We start from the raw sequence: 14,634 nt of genomic DNA on the forward strand, positions 1-14,634 counted from the left end.
GAATGCTGAGTCGGTCGGCGGAAAACTGGTAATAATTACCGTTGCTCCTGCCTTTCCGCAGGATGACTGAAAGGCCAGAACCGGCGATGAAACTTGTGCTGTCCAGCTACGGCGGTCGCGGCGATATCGAGCCCGCCGTGGTAGTTGGCCGTGAGTTGTCCCGCAGAGGTCATGACGTACTCATGGCCGTTCCGCCCAACCTGGTCGGCTTCACCGAAGCGGCGGGGCTCCCGGCGATTGCCCACGGGTTGGACTCGAAGGACATCCTGGAGTTGCAGTGGAAGTACTTCACCTGTTATGCCCGCACGCCCTGGAAGCTCAAAGTGCTCAACAAGATGGCCGGCGAAACCGCGCAATTCGCGGAAGCGTGCTGGACCGACATGACCAGGACACTGGCATCGGTGGCCGAGGGGACCGACCTGCTGCTCACCGGGTTGATTTTCGAACAGCCGGCTGCCAATGTCGCCGAGGCATACGACATTCCGTTGGTAACCCTGCATTACTTTCCCTGCCGGGTGCACGGCCAGCTCCTGCCGTTGCTTCCGGCGCCGCTAAGCCGTGTGGCGATGACCATCAACGAATGGACGGCGTGGCGAGGAACCCGCAAGGGCGAGGACGTACAGCGCCGCGAACTGGGCCTGCCCAAGGCCACCAGTCCCGCACCACACCGCATCGCCGAACGAGGATCGTTGGAGATCCAAGCCTACGACGAGCTGGTCTTTCCGGGACTGGCGGCGGAGTGGTCGAAATGGGACGGCAGCCGACCGTTTGTCGGGGCGCTGGCGATGGCGTCGCCGACGGATTCTGATGAGGATATCTTGTCGTGGATTGCGGATGGAACGCCGCCGATCTTCTTCGGGTTCGGCAGCGTGCCGATCGGATCGCCGCCGGACACGATCGCCATGATCGCCGCGGCGTGTGCGCAGCTGGGGCAGCGCGCGATCGTCGGCGCCGGCGGGACCGATTACGGCAACGCGCCGCAGTTCGACCATGTGAAGGTGGTCGGCCAGGTGAACTACGCGACGATCTTCCCATCGTGCCGCGCGGTCGTGCATCACGGCGGCTCGGGCACCCTGGCCGCGTGCCTGCGGGCGGGTGTGCCCCAACTGGTTCTCTGGACCCTGCCTGACCAGCCGTTTTTCGCGGCTCAACTGAAACGCCTCAAGGTCGGGGCTGGACGGCGCTTCTCGACCACTACCGAGAAGTCACTGGTCAAGAGCCTGCGCCAGATTCTTGCCCGGGAGTACGCGACGCGGGCCCGTGATATCGCCCCGCAGATGACGAAACGGACTGACAGCATCGCTGCAGCGGCCGATCGTGTGGAAGCATTTGCTCGGCTGAAGTGCCGTACCTGATCACTTTTATCGGCCAGCCGAATTTCGGGTCGACGGCGTCAATATTCGATTAGGCTGCCCAGCGACCAGCCCGATCGTGGGGCCCGGTTCAGTCGAGGACGCGCATGGGGAGTTGAGGGAGCTAGGAACGGCAATGGCGAGAGGCGCGTTCGGACAAAGCGACGCTGAGATCGACCTCCTGGTCCGTGGCATGCGGTCGGGGATCGCGGTTGTGGGCTTCGGCTACATCGGCACGGTGATCGGTGCCGTTCTGGCTGACCGCGGCTGGCCCGTGACGGGTATCGACGTACGACCGAACGTCGTCGACGAGATCAACCAGGGCAGGACGACGGTGCCCGAGCCGGGACTTGGCGAGATCGTCGCCAACAGCGTGCAGATCGGACGGCTGCGCGCCACGTCGGATTTCAGCGTCATCGCCGACCACGACTTCATCATCGTCACGGTAGGCACTCCGCTCGGTCCGGACTACGAGCCCATCGTCGACGACATCAAGGCCGCTGCGCGGGCGGTCGGCGAGCACCTGCGTGCCGGGCACCTCGTCATCCTGAAGAGCACGGTGCCGCCCGATACCACCGAAACTCTGGTCCGGCCGATCCTGGAGGAGGTCTCCGGCCTGCGAGCGGGAGTCGACTTCGGGTTGGCGTTCTGCCCCGAGCGTCTTGCCGAAGGTCAAGCCATCCGGGAGCTCACCTCCATCCCCGTCGTGGTCGGCGCGGTGGATGAGCGCAGCGCGCGTAGCTGCGCCACGCTCTGGCGCCACGCCCTCGGGCTGGAATCCATCATCGTCGAGGACCCCCGGACAGCCGAGATGGTCAAGCTCGCCGACAACCTCTGGATCGACCTCAACATCGCCATGGCCAACGAACTGGCCAAGGTCTGCGACCGCCTCGACATGGACGTCCTCCAGGTCATCGCCGCGGCGAACTCGATGCCGAAGGGCACCCACAACGTCAACATCCTGATGCCCAGCATGGGCGTCGGTGGCTACTGCCTGACGAAGGATCCGTGGTTCGTCAACCACCTGGGTGAGAACCTGGGGCTGGATCTCCACGTGCCCAAGACCTCCAGGACCGTCAACGACACAATGCCCGGCTACACCTATGGGCTGCTCACCCAGCTCCTAGCCGATCAGGGCAAGACGATCGAGAACAGCAAGATCGCCGTGCTGGGTATCGCGTTCAAGAACAACACCGGTGACTGCCGGCTGACACCCACTAAGTACGTCGTCGCCCTGCTCGAAGAGTCGGGTTGCCAGCTTTCCGTCCATGACCCGTGGGTGCCGGACGAGGAGGCTCACACGGTGACGAAAGTTCCTTTGAGCCCGGATATCGAATCCGCGGTCAAGGATGCCGATGCCCTGGTCGTCCTTGCGGGACACCGGGAATTCCACCAGATTCCCCTGGTCCGGCTCGCGGATCTCGCGGCAGAGCGCTGCGTGTTCCTCGATGGACGCAACAGCTTCGACCCGGCGGCTGCACGGGCGGCCGGCTTTGTCTACAAGGGGATCGGCCGATAGTCGGCCGACAGGTACTCGTAAACCCACCTGCACAACGAAAGAGCAACTATGTCCAACGTCGTCGTGACGGGCGGCTACGGCTTCATCGGATCGCACTTGGTGACCGCGCTGCTGGAACGCGGCGACAGCGTCACCATTTTCGACTTCGCGAAGAACACCCGTGACAGCAGCATCGACTTTGACCGGCACCCCAATTTCCGGTTCGTGCAAGGCGATGTCACCGACCTGGCGGCGCTAGAGAAGGCGTTGACCCCCGACGTCGACACGGTGTTTCATCTGGCCGCGGTCGTCGGTGTCAAGAACTACATGAATGACCCGCTTCAGGTTCTCGACGTCAACGTCATCGGCACCCGCAACGTGCTGGAACTGAGTCACCGCAACGGCATACGTGTGGTGTTTGCCAGCACATCGGAGGTGTTCGGCAAGAATCCCAACCCGCCGTTCGCCGAGGATGACGATCGCGTGCTCGGTTCGACGAAGACCGCACGCTGGAGCTACAGCACCAGCAAGGGCATGGCTGAGCACCTGGTCTTCGCCATGCATGCCGCCTATGGTTTGCCGGTGACGGTCGTTCGGTACTTCAATGTGTATGGGCCGCGGCAGAATCCGATCTTCGTGGTATCGCAGACCGTGCACCGGATCCTCAACGGCCGGCAGCCCTTGCTCTACGATTCGGGTGATCAGACCCGCTGTTTCACCTACGTCGATGACGCGGTCGCCGGCACCTTGCTCGCCGCAGACAGTGATGCGGCGATCGGTGAAGCGTTCAACGTCGGAAGCATGACCGAGACGACCATGCGTGATGCCGTGGAACTGGCGATCAAGATCGCCAGTGTCGACGGGGTGTCCAGCCCCGAAGGTGTCGATACCGCAGCGCGTTTCGGTGGTCGCTACGAGGACATTCCCCGTCGTATCCCGGATTCGACCAAGGCGCAGCGGGAGCTGGGCTGGCGCTTGGAGGTCGACGTCGAGGAAGGAATTCGCCGCACGATCGAGTGGGCGCGGGCCAATCCGTGGTACCTCAAAGAATTTGCTGTGAGTTAACCTTGTGGCTTATCCGCGAAGGGGGCGATGGGTAGGATTTATTGACGTTCTTGTCAATGTTTGAGGTCCTAGGCGCAGCATTTGTGGGGGAGGTGCGAGGGTAGGGATTCTTGAGGCGGGGACCTGAAGCCCACATCGAAATCAGAAGGCCGGGGACCACGAATGAAATTCGTGTTAGCAAACTGGGGAACCAGGGGCGAGGTCGAGCCATTCGCGGCGATCGGTCGAGAGTTGGTGCACCGCGGACATGATGTATGCATGGTTGTCGCACCGGAAATGGTGAATTTCGCCGCGTCCGCGGGCCCCGAGGCGGTCGGCTACGGACCGACGTTGGAAGCCCTCGATAACCCGCATCACGAATTCTGGGCAACGTTTTTCAGTAAACCTTGGAAGATCCAGGAGTTGCACAGGTTGTTACGCGAGGTTGCCGAGCCCCTAACTCGGTGTCGGGGAGAGGCTGGGCAAATACTCTTGTCGCGAGCTGAGCGGGCCGACCTGCTCCTGACCGGGATGAATTACGAGGACGTTGCCGCCAACGTGGCTGAGTCTTGCGGAACCGCGTTAGCCACGCTCCAGATTATCCCGCTGCGGGCCAACGGCTATCTGATGCCGTTCTTGCCGGCGCTGGTGGGCCGCTCTGCGTTGACCGCGTTGGAGTGGCTGACTTGGCGCGCGAAGAAGGCCGAGGAAGATGGCGAGCGCGGTGCTTTAGGTTTGCCGAAGTGCGAGGGCCATTGGTCGCGACGAATCGCGACCTCTGGGGCGATGGAGATCCAAGCCTACGACGCCGTGTGCTACCCCGGGTTGGCTGATGAATGGGCGAAGTGGAATGACCAGTCGATCCCGCGACGACCATTTGTCGGTGCGCTGACGATGCAGTTGCCGGCGGCCGACGACGCGGAGATTGCGTCGTGGATTGCCGCGGGAACTCCGCCGATCTTCTTCAGTTTCGGCAGCATGCCGGTTGATTCCGCGGCCGACACCATCGCCATGATCGCTGGAGCTTGCGCCCTACTGGGTGAGCGCGCATTAGTTGGCGCAGGTTGGAGCGACTACAGCGACGCCCAGTATTACGACCATGTCAAGATCGTCGGCGCGGTGAACTATGCGGAGATCCTTCCCTCCTGTAGGGCTGTCGTGCACCATGGGGGTGCGGGCACAACCAACGCTGGATTGCGGGCGGGACGCCCAACGCTGATCCTATGGATGTTGCCCGACCAGGGTTGCTGGGGATACCAGCTCAAGAAACTGAAGGTAGGGACCGGCCGGCGCTTTGTGGGCACCACCGAGAAGACGTTGGTTGCGGATCTGCGCACAATCCTCGCCCCGGACTACCTCGACCGCGCCCAGCAACTCGCGGCCAGGATGATCAAACCTGCAGACAGCGTTGCTACCGCTGCGAACCTCCTAGAGAAGTTCGCTCTATCCCGCCAGAGCTGATGACGACCTGTCGTTCTCCGGAATCCGCCAATGATTGCTGAGCAGGGCTGTGCCACTCCGCGGGTGCAACGGTCGTCGATGGTCGGGCCGGACAGAACTACCCCATCGGCACGGCTGACAGCAACGACGACTTACGGGCAGATTCCCACCCATTTCGGGTCGTTCGCCAATTGATCGCACCGGGCCAGAAGGGGCTTCACAGACTTGCCCGCGTTGACGCCAACAGCGATTGGGACCAAGGCCAAAAAGACCATCGCTGCCGCGAAGAAGAATCGGGTGCGTCTGGTAGCTGGGCAGCTCGACTCCGATCGGCGGCTCGCGTAGAGGACATAGACCACGGCTACGTCGAATGAGATCGCCACCCACCATCGAGGCCAATCTGAGGTGGTTGCGAAGACTGGAAGCAATAAGATCACCGCCAAGGTTATCCAGACGAACCATCCGTTTAAAACTTGGCGGAAATCCGCAAGGGACACGCTCGAAATACCCCTGATAAAGAGGACCGTCACCGCGAATATGGCAAATCCCACCAGCATCGCCCCGACCCAAGGTGTCCATCCGGTTTGAGATAATCCACCAAGGGGACTGTTCCTGGTTGTGACACTGATAAAACGACAAGTCCACTCATGATAGTCGGTATATGCATGCTCGCCTCTCAATACTTGGTCGGGCGACAAGGCAATGGGGAAGTCGATAGCTCTATGTGGTAACCGAGCGCATTGCGGGGACGCGTCTCGCCGTCCTAGGAGCGCTATTGCCAATGCGGCGACTAGGCTGGGAGTCACGGCGACAAGCAAGCTGGTCCGCCGCATTTTTGTCGAACCCGGCGCGAGAATCGCAATTGCCAGGACTGCGCCGAGCGCCTGCAGGAACGGAATTGCTTCGTGGATAAGTGTCAGCACGGCCGTTGTAATGCCATAAATGACACTCGCAATTACTACGGATCCATCCCTTTTTGTCGAGACCAGCACAATCGCGAATACTGCCAGCGCCGCTTCGCCAAGGAGGTCAGGCGTTGGCACCAAAACAGCGCGTGCGATGCCGAAGGGCAGCATGGGGAAGATCAGGGCCAGCATGAGACGCCGTTCGGATCGGCCGAATCTTGCTGCCGCCGTCCACGCCGCAGCCGCGATGCTAGCGACGAAGAGCGCTGGGACCAGCCAGCGTAGCAACGCAAGACCAGTGAAGTAGAGGTCGCGGGGAAAGAGATCTAGTACCTCACCCGCGAGTCCGCGTCTGATAAACCCCTGATCGTAGTTGATCGCATAGTACGAAAAGAATTGTAAGTTGGGTTCAAAGACGGATGCGAACGCAACCCAAATTATAGTATACAATAACAAGGACATTCCGACGATCGCGTAAACGAAACGTCGCCGGGTTGTCATCGGCTCACGCGGTTGCAGAGGCGCTAGTGGTTCTTCGCCGCATGGGTGTTCGGTGCTGCATTTCGCTGGCCCGGAGTGCTCACTATCCCGAATCCGAACGCCGCTCGCCGCTGCATTACCGGGCCTTGGAGCCACCGTGGAAGTGTCCGGCAGGCTAAGCTGCTCATTACGAATTACTCGAGCTCGACGCCGATTCGGCCAACTATTGCCGCTGTTCGTTGCCAACGTCGCCCCTGGTTTGCAGATGTTTGACAGGTGGAAACTTACCACCACACCCACCATCTTGGGTCACGGTCGAATGGCCTCTTGTGATATGCGCTCCCCACTTTGGGTATCTGGTACGTCGGCGCGACAGTGCCACACCAGCCAGCGTGGGGAGAATCAGCGGCTGATATAAGGTATAAGGAACTTGACGCAGCCGAGCGCACATTGCCCGTAAGATACCGCTATTCAGTCGTGTCGAGTCGGTATGCGTGCACTGACGTCGTCATTTCCCGCGTCACATGTAAGGTCGAAAGGGCTAGCGCAGGCGATGAAATTCGTATTGGCGAACTGGGGAACACGCGGCGAAGTTGAACCCTTCGCAGCGATCGGGCGCGAGTTGGTACGCCGTGGGCACGAAGTGCACCTGGTGGTCGCGCCGGAAATGGTCGGCTTCGCGTCGTCCGCCGGGCCTGAAGCAGTCGCTTACGGGCCGACGCTGCAAGCCGTTGACGATGCGCACCACGAATTCTTCACCTTGCTATTCCGCAAGCCTTGGAAGCTGAGGGAGTTGAACAGATTGCTGGGCGAATTTGCAGCGCCTATTGACCAGTGCCGGGAAGCGGCGGGAAAGACGCTGATGTCATTGGCAGATGGGGCCGACCTGCTGCTCACCGGGATGAACTACGAGGGTGTCGCTGCTAACGTTGCTGAGTTTTGCGGCACCGCGTTGGCCACGCTGCAAATTTTCCCCCTGCGAGCTAATGGTCGTCTGGTTCCTCACCTGCCAGTGCGGTTGGGTCGCGCAGCTATGACTGGGTTCGAGTGGCTAACCTGGCGCGGGCACAAACCCGCAGATGACGCACAACGTCGCTACCTCGGCTTGCCAAAGGCGACCGGTCATTGGACGGAGCGGATCGCTGCACGCGGAGCGATGGAAATTCAGGCTTACGATTCGGCGTGTTGGCCTGGACTGGCAGAGGAGTGGGCGACAGGGAATGCCCAGTGGCCGCCCCAGCGGCCCTTTGTCGGCTCGTTGACGATGGAGTTGTCGGCTAACCAAGATGACGAGATCGCGTCGTGGATAGCCGCTGGAACTCCACCAATATTCTTCAGCTTTGGCAGCATGCCCGTCGACTCAGCCGCCGACACAATCGCCATGATCGCAGGTGCATGTGCGAAGCTGGGCCAGCGGGCCCTCGTCGGTGCAGGTTGGACGGACTATAGCGGTGTTCCGCACTACAGCCACGTCAAGATTGTGGGGCCGATGAACTATGCAAAAGTGTTTCCGGCCTGTCGCGCGGTCGTGCACCACGGAGGCTCCGGCACCACCAACGCTGGTCTGCGCGCCGGACGCCCGACGCTGATCCTCTGGATGCTGCCCGATCAAGCTTGTTGGGGGGCTCAACTCAAGAAGCTGAAGGTGGGCACCGGTCGGCGATATGTGGCCACCACCGAAAAGACGCTGGCTAAGGACCTACACACCATTCTCGCACCCGAGTATCTGGTCCGTGCGGGCGAGCTCGCTGCGCAGATGATCAAGCCGGCCGACAGCGTGGCCGCGGCCGCTGATCTCGTAGAGAATTTTGCAAGCTCACACGCCCAGTCTGACGTCAGCTGAGAACGCCCCCCGATTCGGCAGCGGCACGGTAACCGCGGACGGTAAGAGGGCCGACGATGGCGGCCATGCCAAGAATCCAGATCAAGCTACTGACAAGGGGCCAGAGCGGGAATCCACCTAGGGCAAGCGTCCGCATGGACTCCACAATTGGCTCCATCGGCTGGAATCGAAGCAACGGCCACATCCAAGAAGGCAGTGATTCAACGGGCGGGGAACCGGAGCTGGCGAACACGGCGGTGATTGCGGGCAACCCTAGCCAAATGAGCGCGGTCAGGTGTTTGGCGCGCACCGCTACCGCTATCACGGCCATCGCGAAGACGAGGACAACCATCACCGGTACGAGGAGGAATAGCATCAATGCCAGCAAATTTCCATGGAAGCGAAGGCCCAATCCCACGCCTACTAGGGTTATCAGGGCGGTACCCACCACCGTTCGCCCCGCCTCAGCAAGGAGTCTGCCGGTCAGTGCGCTGGCACGGTTCACTGGCAAGACCCACAAGCTGCTGAGCAGGCCGGAGTCGCGTTCGTAGGGAAGCGATAGGCCCATCGCAAGCGCGCCCGAGAAGGCGCCAGCTATGGCGCACGTCGGCACCAAACCATAAAGGCTGTCTGTGCCAGTGATTCTGAAGATCGACTTGCCGACCAGCAAATAGTAGGTAATTAGCAGAAAGGTTGGGAACAGCAGAGCTTGAGTCGGCACGACAGGATTCCGGCGCCAATGGGAGATATGCTGACCCGCGAATACCAGACTCTCGGAGAGCAGCGAGCCGCCCTTTGGGGCGTCGGCGGTCACTGGGTCCGCCTCTGCGTCCTCATTGCGATCGCCCCGAAAACGACAACCAGACCACAGCACCAAGCCAGGCTGGACGCCAGGCTGACGAGTGAGGCGTCGCCGGCGGCGAGCCCCCTGAGTGTTTCGGTGACCTGCGACACCGGCTGGTAGCGCACGAATCCGTGCAGCCAGTCGGGAAACGAATTGACGGGTGCCATACCGGAAGACAGCATGACGAGCAGCATTTGCGGTATCACCAGAACCTGGCTGGCGCCCCCGGTCCTGCCGATCGCGGCTCGGGAAATCCTCACCCCAATTGCATCCGCCCCCAGCGACAGTCCCAGCGTCAATGTCAAGACCAGAATGGTGAAGGCCGCCAAGTAGCCGACGCCGCCAAACATGCGAAAGCCGAATGCATACCCGACAGCGATTGTCGCGACCAGCGCGATCGCGCCGCGGATGAGACAGTACGTCATGCGCGCGGTCAGCGGCGCCATTGTAGGAATAGGCATTGTTCGGAGCCTGAGCCCTAACTCCCACTGACAATCTCGGGCCGCCCGGTCGACTGTCGTCAGCGCGCCGAGCAGTGTGACTTGGACGATGATGACCGGCAGGAGGTACTGGGAGTATCCGATCCCGCCGGTGTCGATCACATTGCGCAGTGCGAGGTTGAAGACGATGAAATTACCGACTGGCGCCAAGACTGCGAACGGCAGATCGTCGCGCAGCGTGTCGCGCACAACTCGTTCGGTTAGTACAGCGACTGCGGTCACGCGGCGGCGCTGCCCGTCAGATGCAGGAACACCTCGTCCAGGGTCGGCTTGCGCAGCGAGATGTCGGCCAGTTCTACGTCCAGCTGGTCTACCCGGCGAAATACTTCGCTGAGCGTCGCAATACCGTTGGCCGCCAACACTGAAACTGTATTGGTTTCTTCATCGGCTTGGGCATCATCGAGATCTGCTAGTACCGCGAAGATCTTGGATAGGTCGGCCGGGTTCACCGGACTCACCGTGCAATAACTGAACCCGATGCGGCTCTTGAGGCTTTCGGCGGTTCCGGTGGCAATAACGCGACCATGATCGATGACGACGATGGAATCGCTTAAGACGTCGGCTTCCTCAAGGTACTGAGTCGTGAGTAGAACTGTCACGCCTTGGGCCGCCAAGGATGACACGAGGTCCCAAACGGTGCGCCGGCTGCGCGGGTCCAACCCGGTGGTTGGCTCATCGAGAAACAGTACTTTCGGCGGCACCACGAGTGCGGCTGCGATATCGATGCGCCTTCGCATGCCACCGGAATATGTGATCACGCCACGGTCCGCGGCGTGCGATAGGTCAAATTGGTCGATCAAAGCGTCGGCTCGCGCATGCGCAGCTTTGCGATGCAGTCCGCGAAGCCGGGCGAACATCACCAAGTTCTCCCGGCCAGTGAGCTGCCAGTCGAGTGCGGCAACCTGTCCCGTCAACGCGATCGAAGCACGTACCTTTGCTGGGTCTTTGACGACGTCGTACCCCGCAACGACTGCTTTGCCGTAGGAGGGTCGCATCAACGTGGACAGGATGTTGATGGTGGTTGTCTTTCCCGCGCCGTTGTGGCCAAGCAGAGCGCATACGGACCCGGTCGCAACGGAAAAGCTCACATCCTGCAGGGCGAGTATGTCTCCGTCGAATGTTTTCGCTACGCCATCAAGCTCGATCACGAATATTGACCATAGCGTGAGCGGAGGCGCTTGGGGTGGAGTAACGACGTCTTCGTCGCGACCGGGAAACTCACCGTGCTTGACCTATCTCTTGATGACTATGGTCGGTGAATCGACTGGCGATCGGGTAGTTGTCGATCCATCCAAGCAATGCCCTTGCGCCTTCCTCGAGCGGCCACTTGGGCTGCCAACCGAGTTCGTTCGTCGTAGGCACGATGTCACACCGCGCGGCCCGTACGTCACCGTCACGGAACTTCCCGACGACGATCGGTTCCGGGGCTCCGCAGATGGTTGCAAGTTGCTGTGCGAGTTCATGGATGGTCGTCGGGACACCCGAGCCGATGTCGACGTATCGAGACGTTTTTGCGGGCGCTTGTATGGCCGAGAAGAGTCCTTCGACAACGTCGTCGATGAACACGAAATCGCGCACAATCTGTCCGTCTTCGTAGACCTCCAAGGTGTGTTTCTCACGCGCCAGCCGAGCGAAGAGCGCGACGATTCCGGTGTACGAATTCGTCAGCGACTGTCCGGGTCCGTACACATTCTGGAGACGCAGTACGCTGAGTTTGGTGTCGTGGGCGGCCGCCCAGGCGGCCAAGATGTGTTCTTGGGCGAGTTTGGTCGCCGCGTAGATGTTGGTCGGTCGGGGATCAGTCCGGCCAGCGCTGCTCGCGAGGGGGATGGCGGGATCGCCGGTCGGCCCTTGGGGATCCCAGATGCCCGCGACGAGTTGAGCATGGCTACGCGGCGGCGGATAGAAGATGTTGGTGCCGGCTTGCCAGGCGCCCTCGCCATAGACAGCTCGCGACGACGCCAGAACCAATTGGTCGGGTACGTGGCCGCACCGACTCATCGCGTCGAGCAGCTGAGTGGTGCCGACTACGTTGACCGAGCCATGGCGCGTGGCCTCCGCGAGCGACTGCGCCGTGCCGGTCTCGGCTGCCAAATGGATGACCTGGGACGGACGAAACAACCGTAACACCGCATCTAGGTCGGGTCCGTGAGTGACATCGCCGGTGAAAAACCGCGCGGATGGTGGCAGGTCGACGGTTGCGCGTTGGGCATGCACCTGGGGATGCAGGATGTCCATAACAGCTACGTCATAGCCAGCCTCGACGAGGCGGTGCGCGAGTGAGGAACCGATGAATCCGGCGCCGCCGGTGATGAGCACGGATGTCGACAAATTGAGCCTCCCGTTCACTGACCGTGGGCGAGCGCGCGGTCGGCCAGTGCCGCGATAGCCGGTGCCAAAGCCCGTGAGTATTGAAGACTCAAGTGGCTCACGTCGAGGTAGACCAACATGTTGCCGACGATGACTGGGCAACGGTCCGCGGTGCAGAACAAATCGCTGAGGTCGGCGTATTGCCCGCCGCCGAGCTTGGTAGCCGAAGCCTCGGCGTTGATACCAGACTGGTTCACCGCGGCCGACCGACGTGGGGCGCACGCCGTAGCGTCGTCCAAATGACCGGAGACGCACATCGGCACGTTTGCATGCGGACTCGGAATCGGTCCGAGCACCAGCACCTCGGTGCCCATGTCGCGTATTTGCTGGACGAGCTGGGTAATACCGGCGAGCCAGGATGGGTCGTATCCCCTGAAACCGGTCATTGTTTCGTCGGTGCCGTATCCTCGCCACACACTCACGACGACAAGCCGGGGACGTTCGGCCTTTATCCGCGCCAGGATCTCGGCGCGCCATTGTTGGCAGTGCTGAAGATCTTCGACCAAGTTGCTGAAGGTGCCGCCGGCACGTGCGTCCACGATAGGACAAGCTTCCTTTGCCATCATTTCCAGCCGCCAATGCCGTTGGTTGGCAATCCTCAGAAGGGCCGGAGTCCACATCGCGGCGTGGGAGTCGCCAATGAGGGTCATTGTAGTTTTAGAGGTAGCCTCGCCCATCACACAGGCGGGCTGCCCGCTCTGGTAGGGGGTGCGCAGGCAGCCATCGTACTCGTAGTTTTGCTGCTCGGCTGCCAGGTCGGCAAGTGGCGGGGTCAGGTTCGACGGGACGGCCTTGATGTCTAGGGCGGCCGCCAGAGCGGCCTGCATCTGGGCAACCGTCTGCTGAACAACGGCGTCGTATGCAGCGATGTCGGCTCCGGCGGGCACTGAGGCACCATTCAGGCTCACCGTCGGTGCCGGGGGGCCGTGCCCGACGGGAGTTGGCACGACTTTCAGCAACCCGAGGCCGACAAAGACTGCTATGGCGGTGGCCACGGCGCCGACGGTGAGGCTGCGCCAGGGGGAGTTGCGGATCTTCGGCGCGAAGCGCAGCGGATTCTCGAGATAACGCAGGGTCAGCCACGCCAGCCCGGCCGCCAGCAGGGCCGCGATGATCCGTTCGGCCAGCCCGAGCGGGTGGCCCAGCAGGGCCGGTGCGAGCACCAACACCGGCCAGTGCCACAGATACCACGAGTAGGAGATACGACCGACCGCGCGCATCGGCGACGTGCTCAGGAACTGCCCGCAGCCCTGCGAGGGTGTGGCGCAACCGGCTCCGATCACCAGTACCGCCCCGAGCGTCGGCAGCAGGGCGGCGGTGCCGGGGAAGGGGGTGGCCGAGGTGAACCACAGGCAGGCGAGCACGATCATGCCCAGGCCGGCCCAACCGGCGACTGCCGCGAGGCGCGCTGGCAGGCGTTGCCAACCAATGGCCGCCAGCGCGACGAGTCCGCCGACGGCCAGCTGCCACGCCCGGGTGGGTAGGGAGAAGAACGCCGCGGCGGGCACGACATAGGTGACCACCAGTGATAGCGCGAACGACAGGACGGCGACGAGCCCGAGAACCACCAGGTAGGGGCGCCGCGACGACGAGATGGCCCGCGTCTTGTCCCGTCGAAACCGCCGGGTGAACCACGCGGTGCCGAGGAGCAGGGGTGCCCAGACCAGATAGAACTGTTCCTCGACCCCCAACGACCAGTAGTGCAGGAAAGGCGACGGCGTCAGCAGGTCGGAGAAGTAATTGATGTTGTCGATGATGAACCAGTAGTTGCCCACGTAGAGCGCGCTGGCGATGCCGTCGTACAGGACGGTCGGCACCCGCAACGGCGCCAACAGCAGCACCGAGGCGGCCATCGTGATGATGCCGACCGCGGCCGAAGCCGGCAGTAGCCGGCGGGCGCGGGCCCCGTAGAAGCTGCGCAGCCGCACGGTGCCAGTTCCGCTCACCTCCCGCCAGAGCAGGCCGGTGATCAGGAAGCCGGAGATGACGAAGAACACGTCGACACCCACGTAGCCGCCGCGGATGCCGGGTACGGCGGCGTGGAAGAGGACGACGGCCGTCACGGCAACAGCGCGCAAGCCCTCGATGTCCGGGCGGAAGTACCCCTGTTCGGGGCGCCGACTTCGCTGTTCCTTGCTTGCCCTGAGACTGTCGGCGTGGGCCAAGATCACCTACCTGCTAAATCAGCGAACACGTCAAAATTTGAGTCGAGGCATTCTTACACTCGCACCCTGGCATGAGGGGTGGTTTCGAGAACGGCGTTCTGCGACTAGACGGCGCCTCTCTGTGTCAAGAGTCCGGTATCGGGGTCGGTTGTAGGGTGGCTGCTGGTAGGCCCGGGAAGTGACTTGTCCGAAGCGTCAGTGTGCGGGGTTTGAG

Annotated in this window: 11 protein-coding genes; 5 read left to right on the forward strand and 6 right to left on the reverse strand. The window is 62.0% G+C overall.

Going from position 1 to position 14,634, the window contains the following annotated elements; all coding sequences use genetic code 11:
* The first annotated feature begins 86 nt into the window (after positions 1–86).
* The 4 genes from ORI27_RS26930 (at position 87) to ORI27_RS26945 (ending at position 5,355) form a co-directional block, all read left to right on the forward strand.
* Complete coding sequence (locus tag ORI27_RS26930) at positions 87–1,355, forward strand: glycosyltransferase (protein ID WP_266000173.1); 1,269 nt, start codon at positions 87–89, stop codon at positions 1,353–1,355.
* A 133-nt stretch (positions 1,356–1,488) separates the two neighbouring features.
* The gene (locus ORI27_RS26935) at positions 1,489–2,871 is read left to right on the forward strand and encodes a nucleotide sugar dehydrogenase (RefSeq protein WP_266000174.1); all 1,383 of its coding nucleotides are present in this window, start codon (positions 1,489–1,491) and stop codon (positions 2,869–2,871) included.
* 48 nt (positions 2,872–2,919) lie between these two features.
* Positions 2,920–3,915 carry an NAD-dependent epimerase/dehydratase family protein gene (locus ORI27_RS26940; protein ID WP_266000175.1) on the forward strand — a complete coding sequence of 332 codons (996 nt, stop codon included), beginning with the start codon at positions 2,920–2,922 and terminating at the stop codon, positions 3,913–3,915.
* A gap of 162 nt (positions 3,916–4,077) precedes the next feature.
* Positions 4,078–5,355 carry a glycosyltransferase gene (locus ORI27_RS26945; protein WP_266000176.1) on the forward strand — a complete coding sequence of 426 codons (1,278 nt, stop codon included), beginning with the start codon at positions 4,078–4,080 and terminating at the stop codon, positions 5,353–5,355.
* A gap of 131 nt (positions 5,356–5,486) precedes the next feature.
* Here the strand turns inward: ORI27_RS26945 and ORI27_RS26950 are convergent, their stop codons facing one another.
* Positions 5,487–6,740 carry a hypothetical protein gene (locus tag ORI27_RS26950; protein WP_266000178.1) on the reverse strand — a complete coding sequence of 418 codons (1,254 nt, stop codon included), beginning with the start codon at positions 6,738–6,740 and terminating at the stop codon, positions 5,487–5,489.
* Positions 6,741–7,272: 532 nt separating this feature from the next.
* Here ORI27_RS26950 and ORI27_RS26955 point away from each other — a divergent pair.
* Positions 7,273–8,562, forward strand: a complete 1,290-nt coding sequence (locus ORI27_RS26955) for a glycosyltransferase (protein WP_266000179.1) — start codon at positions 7,273–7,275, stop codon at positions 8,560–8,562.
* Here the strand turns inward: ORI27_RS26955 and ORI27_RS26960 are convergent.
* The 5 genes from ORI27_RS26960 to ORI27_RS26980 all read right to left on the reverse strand — a co-directional run bounded on the left by ORI27_RS26960 (position 8,555) and on the right by ORI27_RS26980 (position 14,423).
* Positions 8,555–9,355, reverse strand: a complete 801-nt coding sequence (locus ORI27_RS26960) for an ABC transporter permease (protein ID WP_266000180.1) — start codon at positions 9,353–9,355, stop codon at positions 8,555–8,557. The genes ORI27_RS26955 and ORI27_RS26960 overlap by 8 nt on opposite strands.
* Entirely contained in the window at positions 9,352–10,074 is a 723-nt protein-coding gene (locus tag ORI27_RS26965; RefSeq protein WP_266000181.1) for an ABC transporter permease, read from the reverse strand. Before ORI27_RS26965 ends, ORI27_RS26960 begins: the two co-directional genes overlap by 4 nt.
* Before the next feature lie 29 nt (positions 10,075–10,103).
* Positions 10,104–11,033 (reverse strand): ATP-binding cassette domain-containing protein, encoded by a 930-nt coding sequence (locus tag ORI27_RS26970; protein ID WP_266000182.1) that lies wholly within the window; start codon positions 11,031–11,033, stop codon positions 10,104–10,106.
* Between the two features lie 70 nt (positions 11,034–11,103).
* Entirely contained in the window at positions 11,104–12,204 is a 1,101-nt protein-coding gene (locus ORI27_RS26975) for an NAD-dependent epimerase/dehydratase family protein (protein WP_266000190.1), read from the reverse strand.
* A gap of 26 nt (positions 12,205–12,230) precedes the next feature.
* Complete coding sequence (locus tag ORI27_RS26980; protein ID WP_407666440.1) at positions 12,231–14,423, reverse strand: acyltransferase family protein; 2,193 nt, start codon at positions 14,421–14,423, stop codon at positions 12,231–12,233.
* Positions 14,424–14,634 lie beyond the last annotated feature (211 nt).

Origin of the sequence: Mycobacterium pinniadriaticum (genome assembly GCF_026242045.1) — a bacterium.
GTDB lineage: Bacteria > Actinomycetota > Actinomycetes > Mycobacteriales > Mycobacteriaceae > Mycobacterium > Mycobacterium pinniadriaticum.

Coding starts and splice junctions, on each gene's coding strand:
- ORI27_RS26945 (WP_266000176.1), top strand. CDS start 4,078: ATGAAATTCGTGTTAGCAAACTGGGGAACCAGGGGCGAGGTCGAGCCA.
- ORI27_RS26935 (WP_266000174.1), top strand. CDS start 1,489: ATGGCGAGAGGCGCGTTCGGACAAAGCGACGCTGAGATCGACCTCCTG.
- ORI27_RS26940 (WP_266000175.1), top strand. CDS start 2,920: ATGTCCAACGTCGTCGTGACGGGCGGCTACGGCTTCATCGGATCGCAC.
- ORI27_RS26930 (WP_266000173.1), top strand. CDS start 87: ATGAAACTTGTGCTGTCCAGCTACGGCGGTCGCGGCGATATCGAGCCC.
- ORI27_RS26955 (WP_266000179.1), top strand. CDS start 7,273: ATGAAATTCGTATTGGCGAACTGGGGAACACGCGGCGAAGTTGAACCC.
- ORI27_RS26950 (WP_266000178.1), bottom strand. CDS start 6,740: ATGACAACCCGGCGACGTTTCGTTTACGCGATCGTCGGAATGTCCTTG.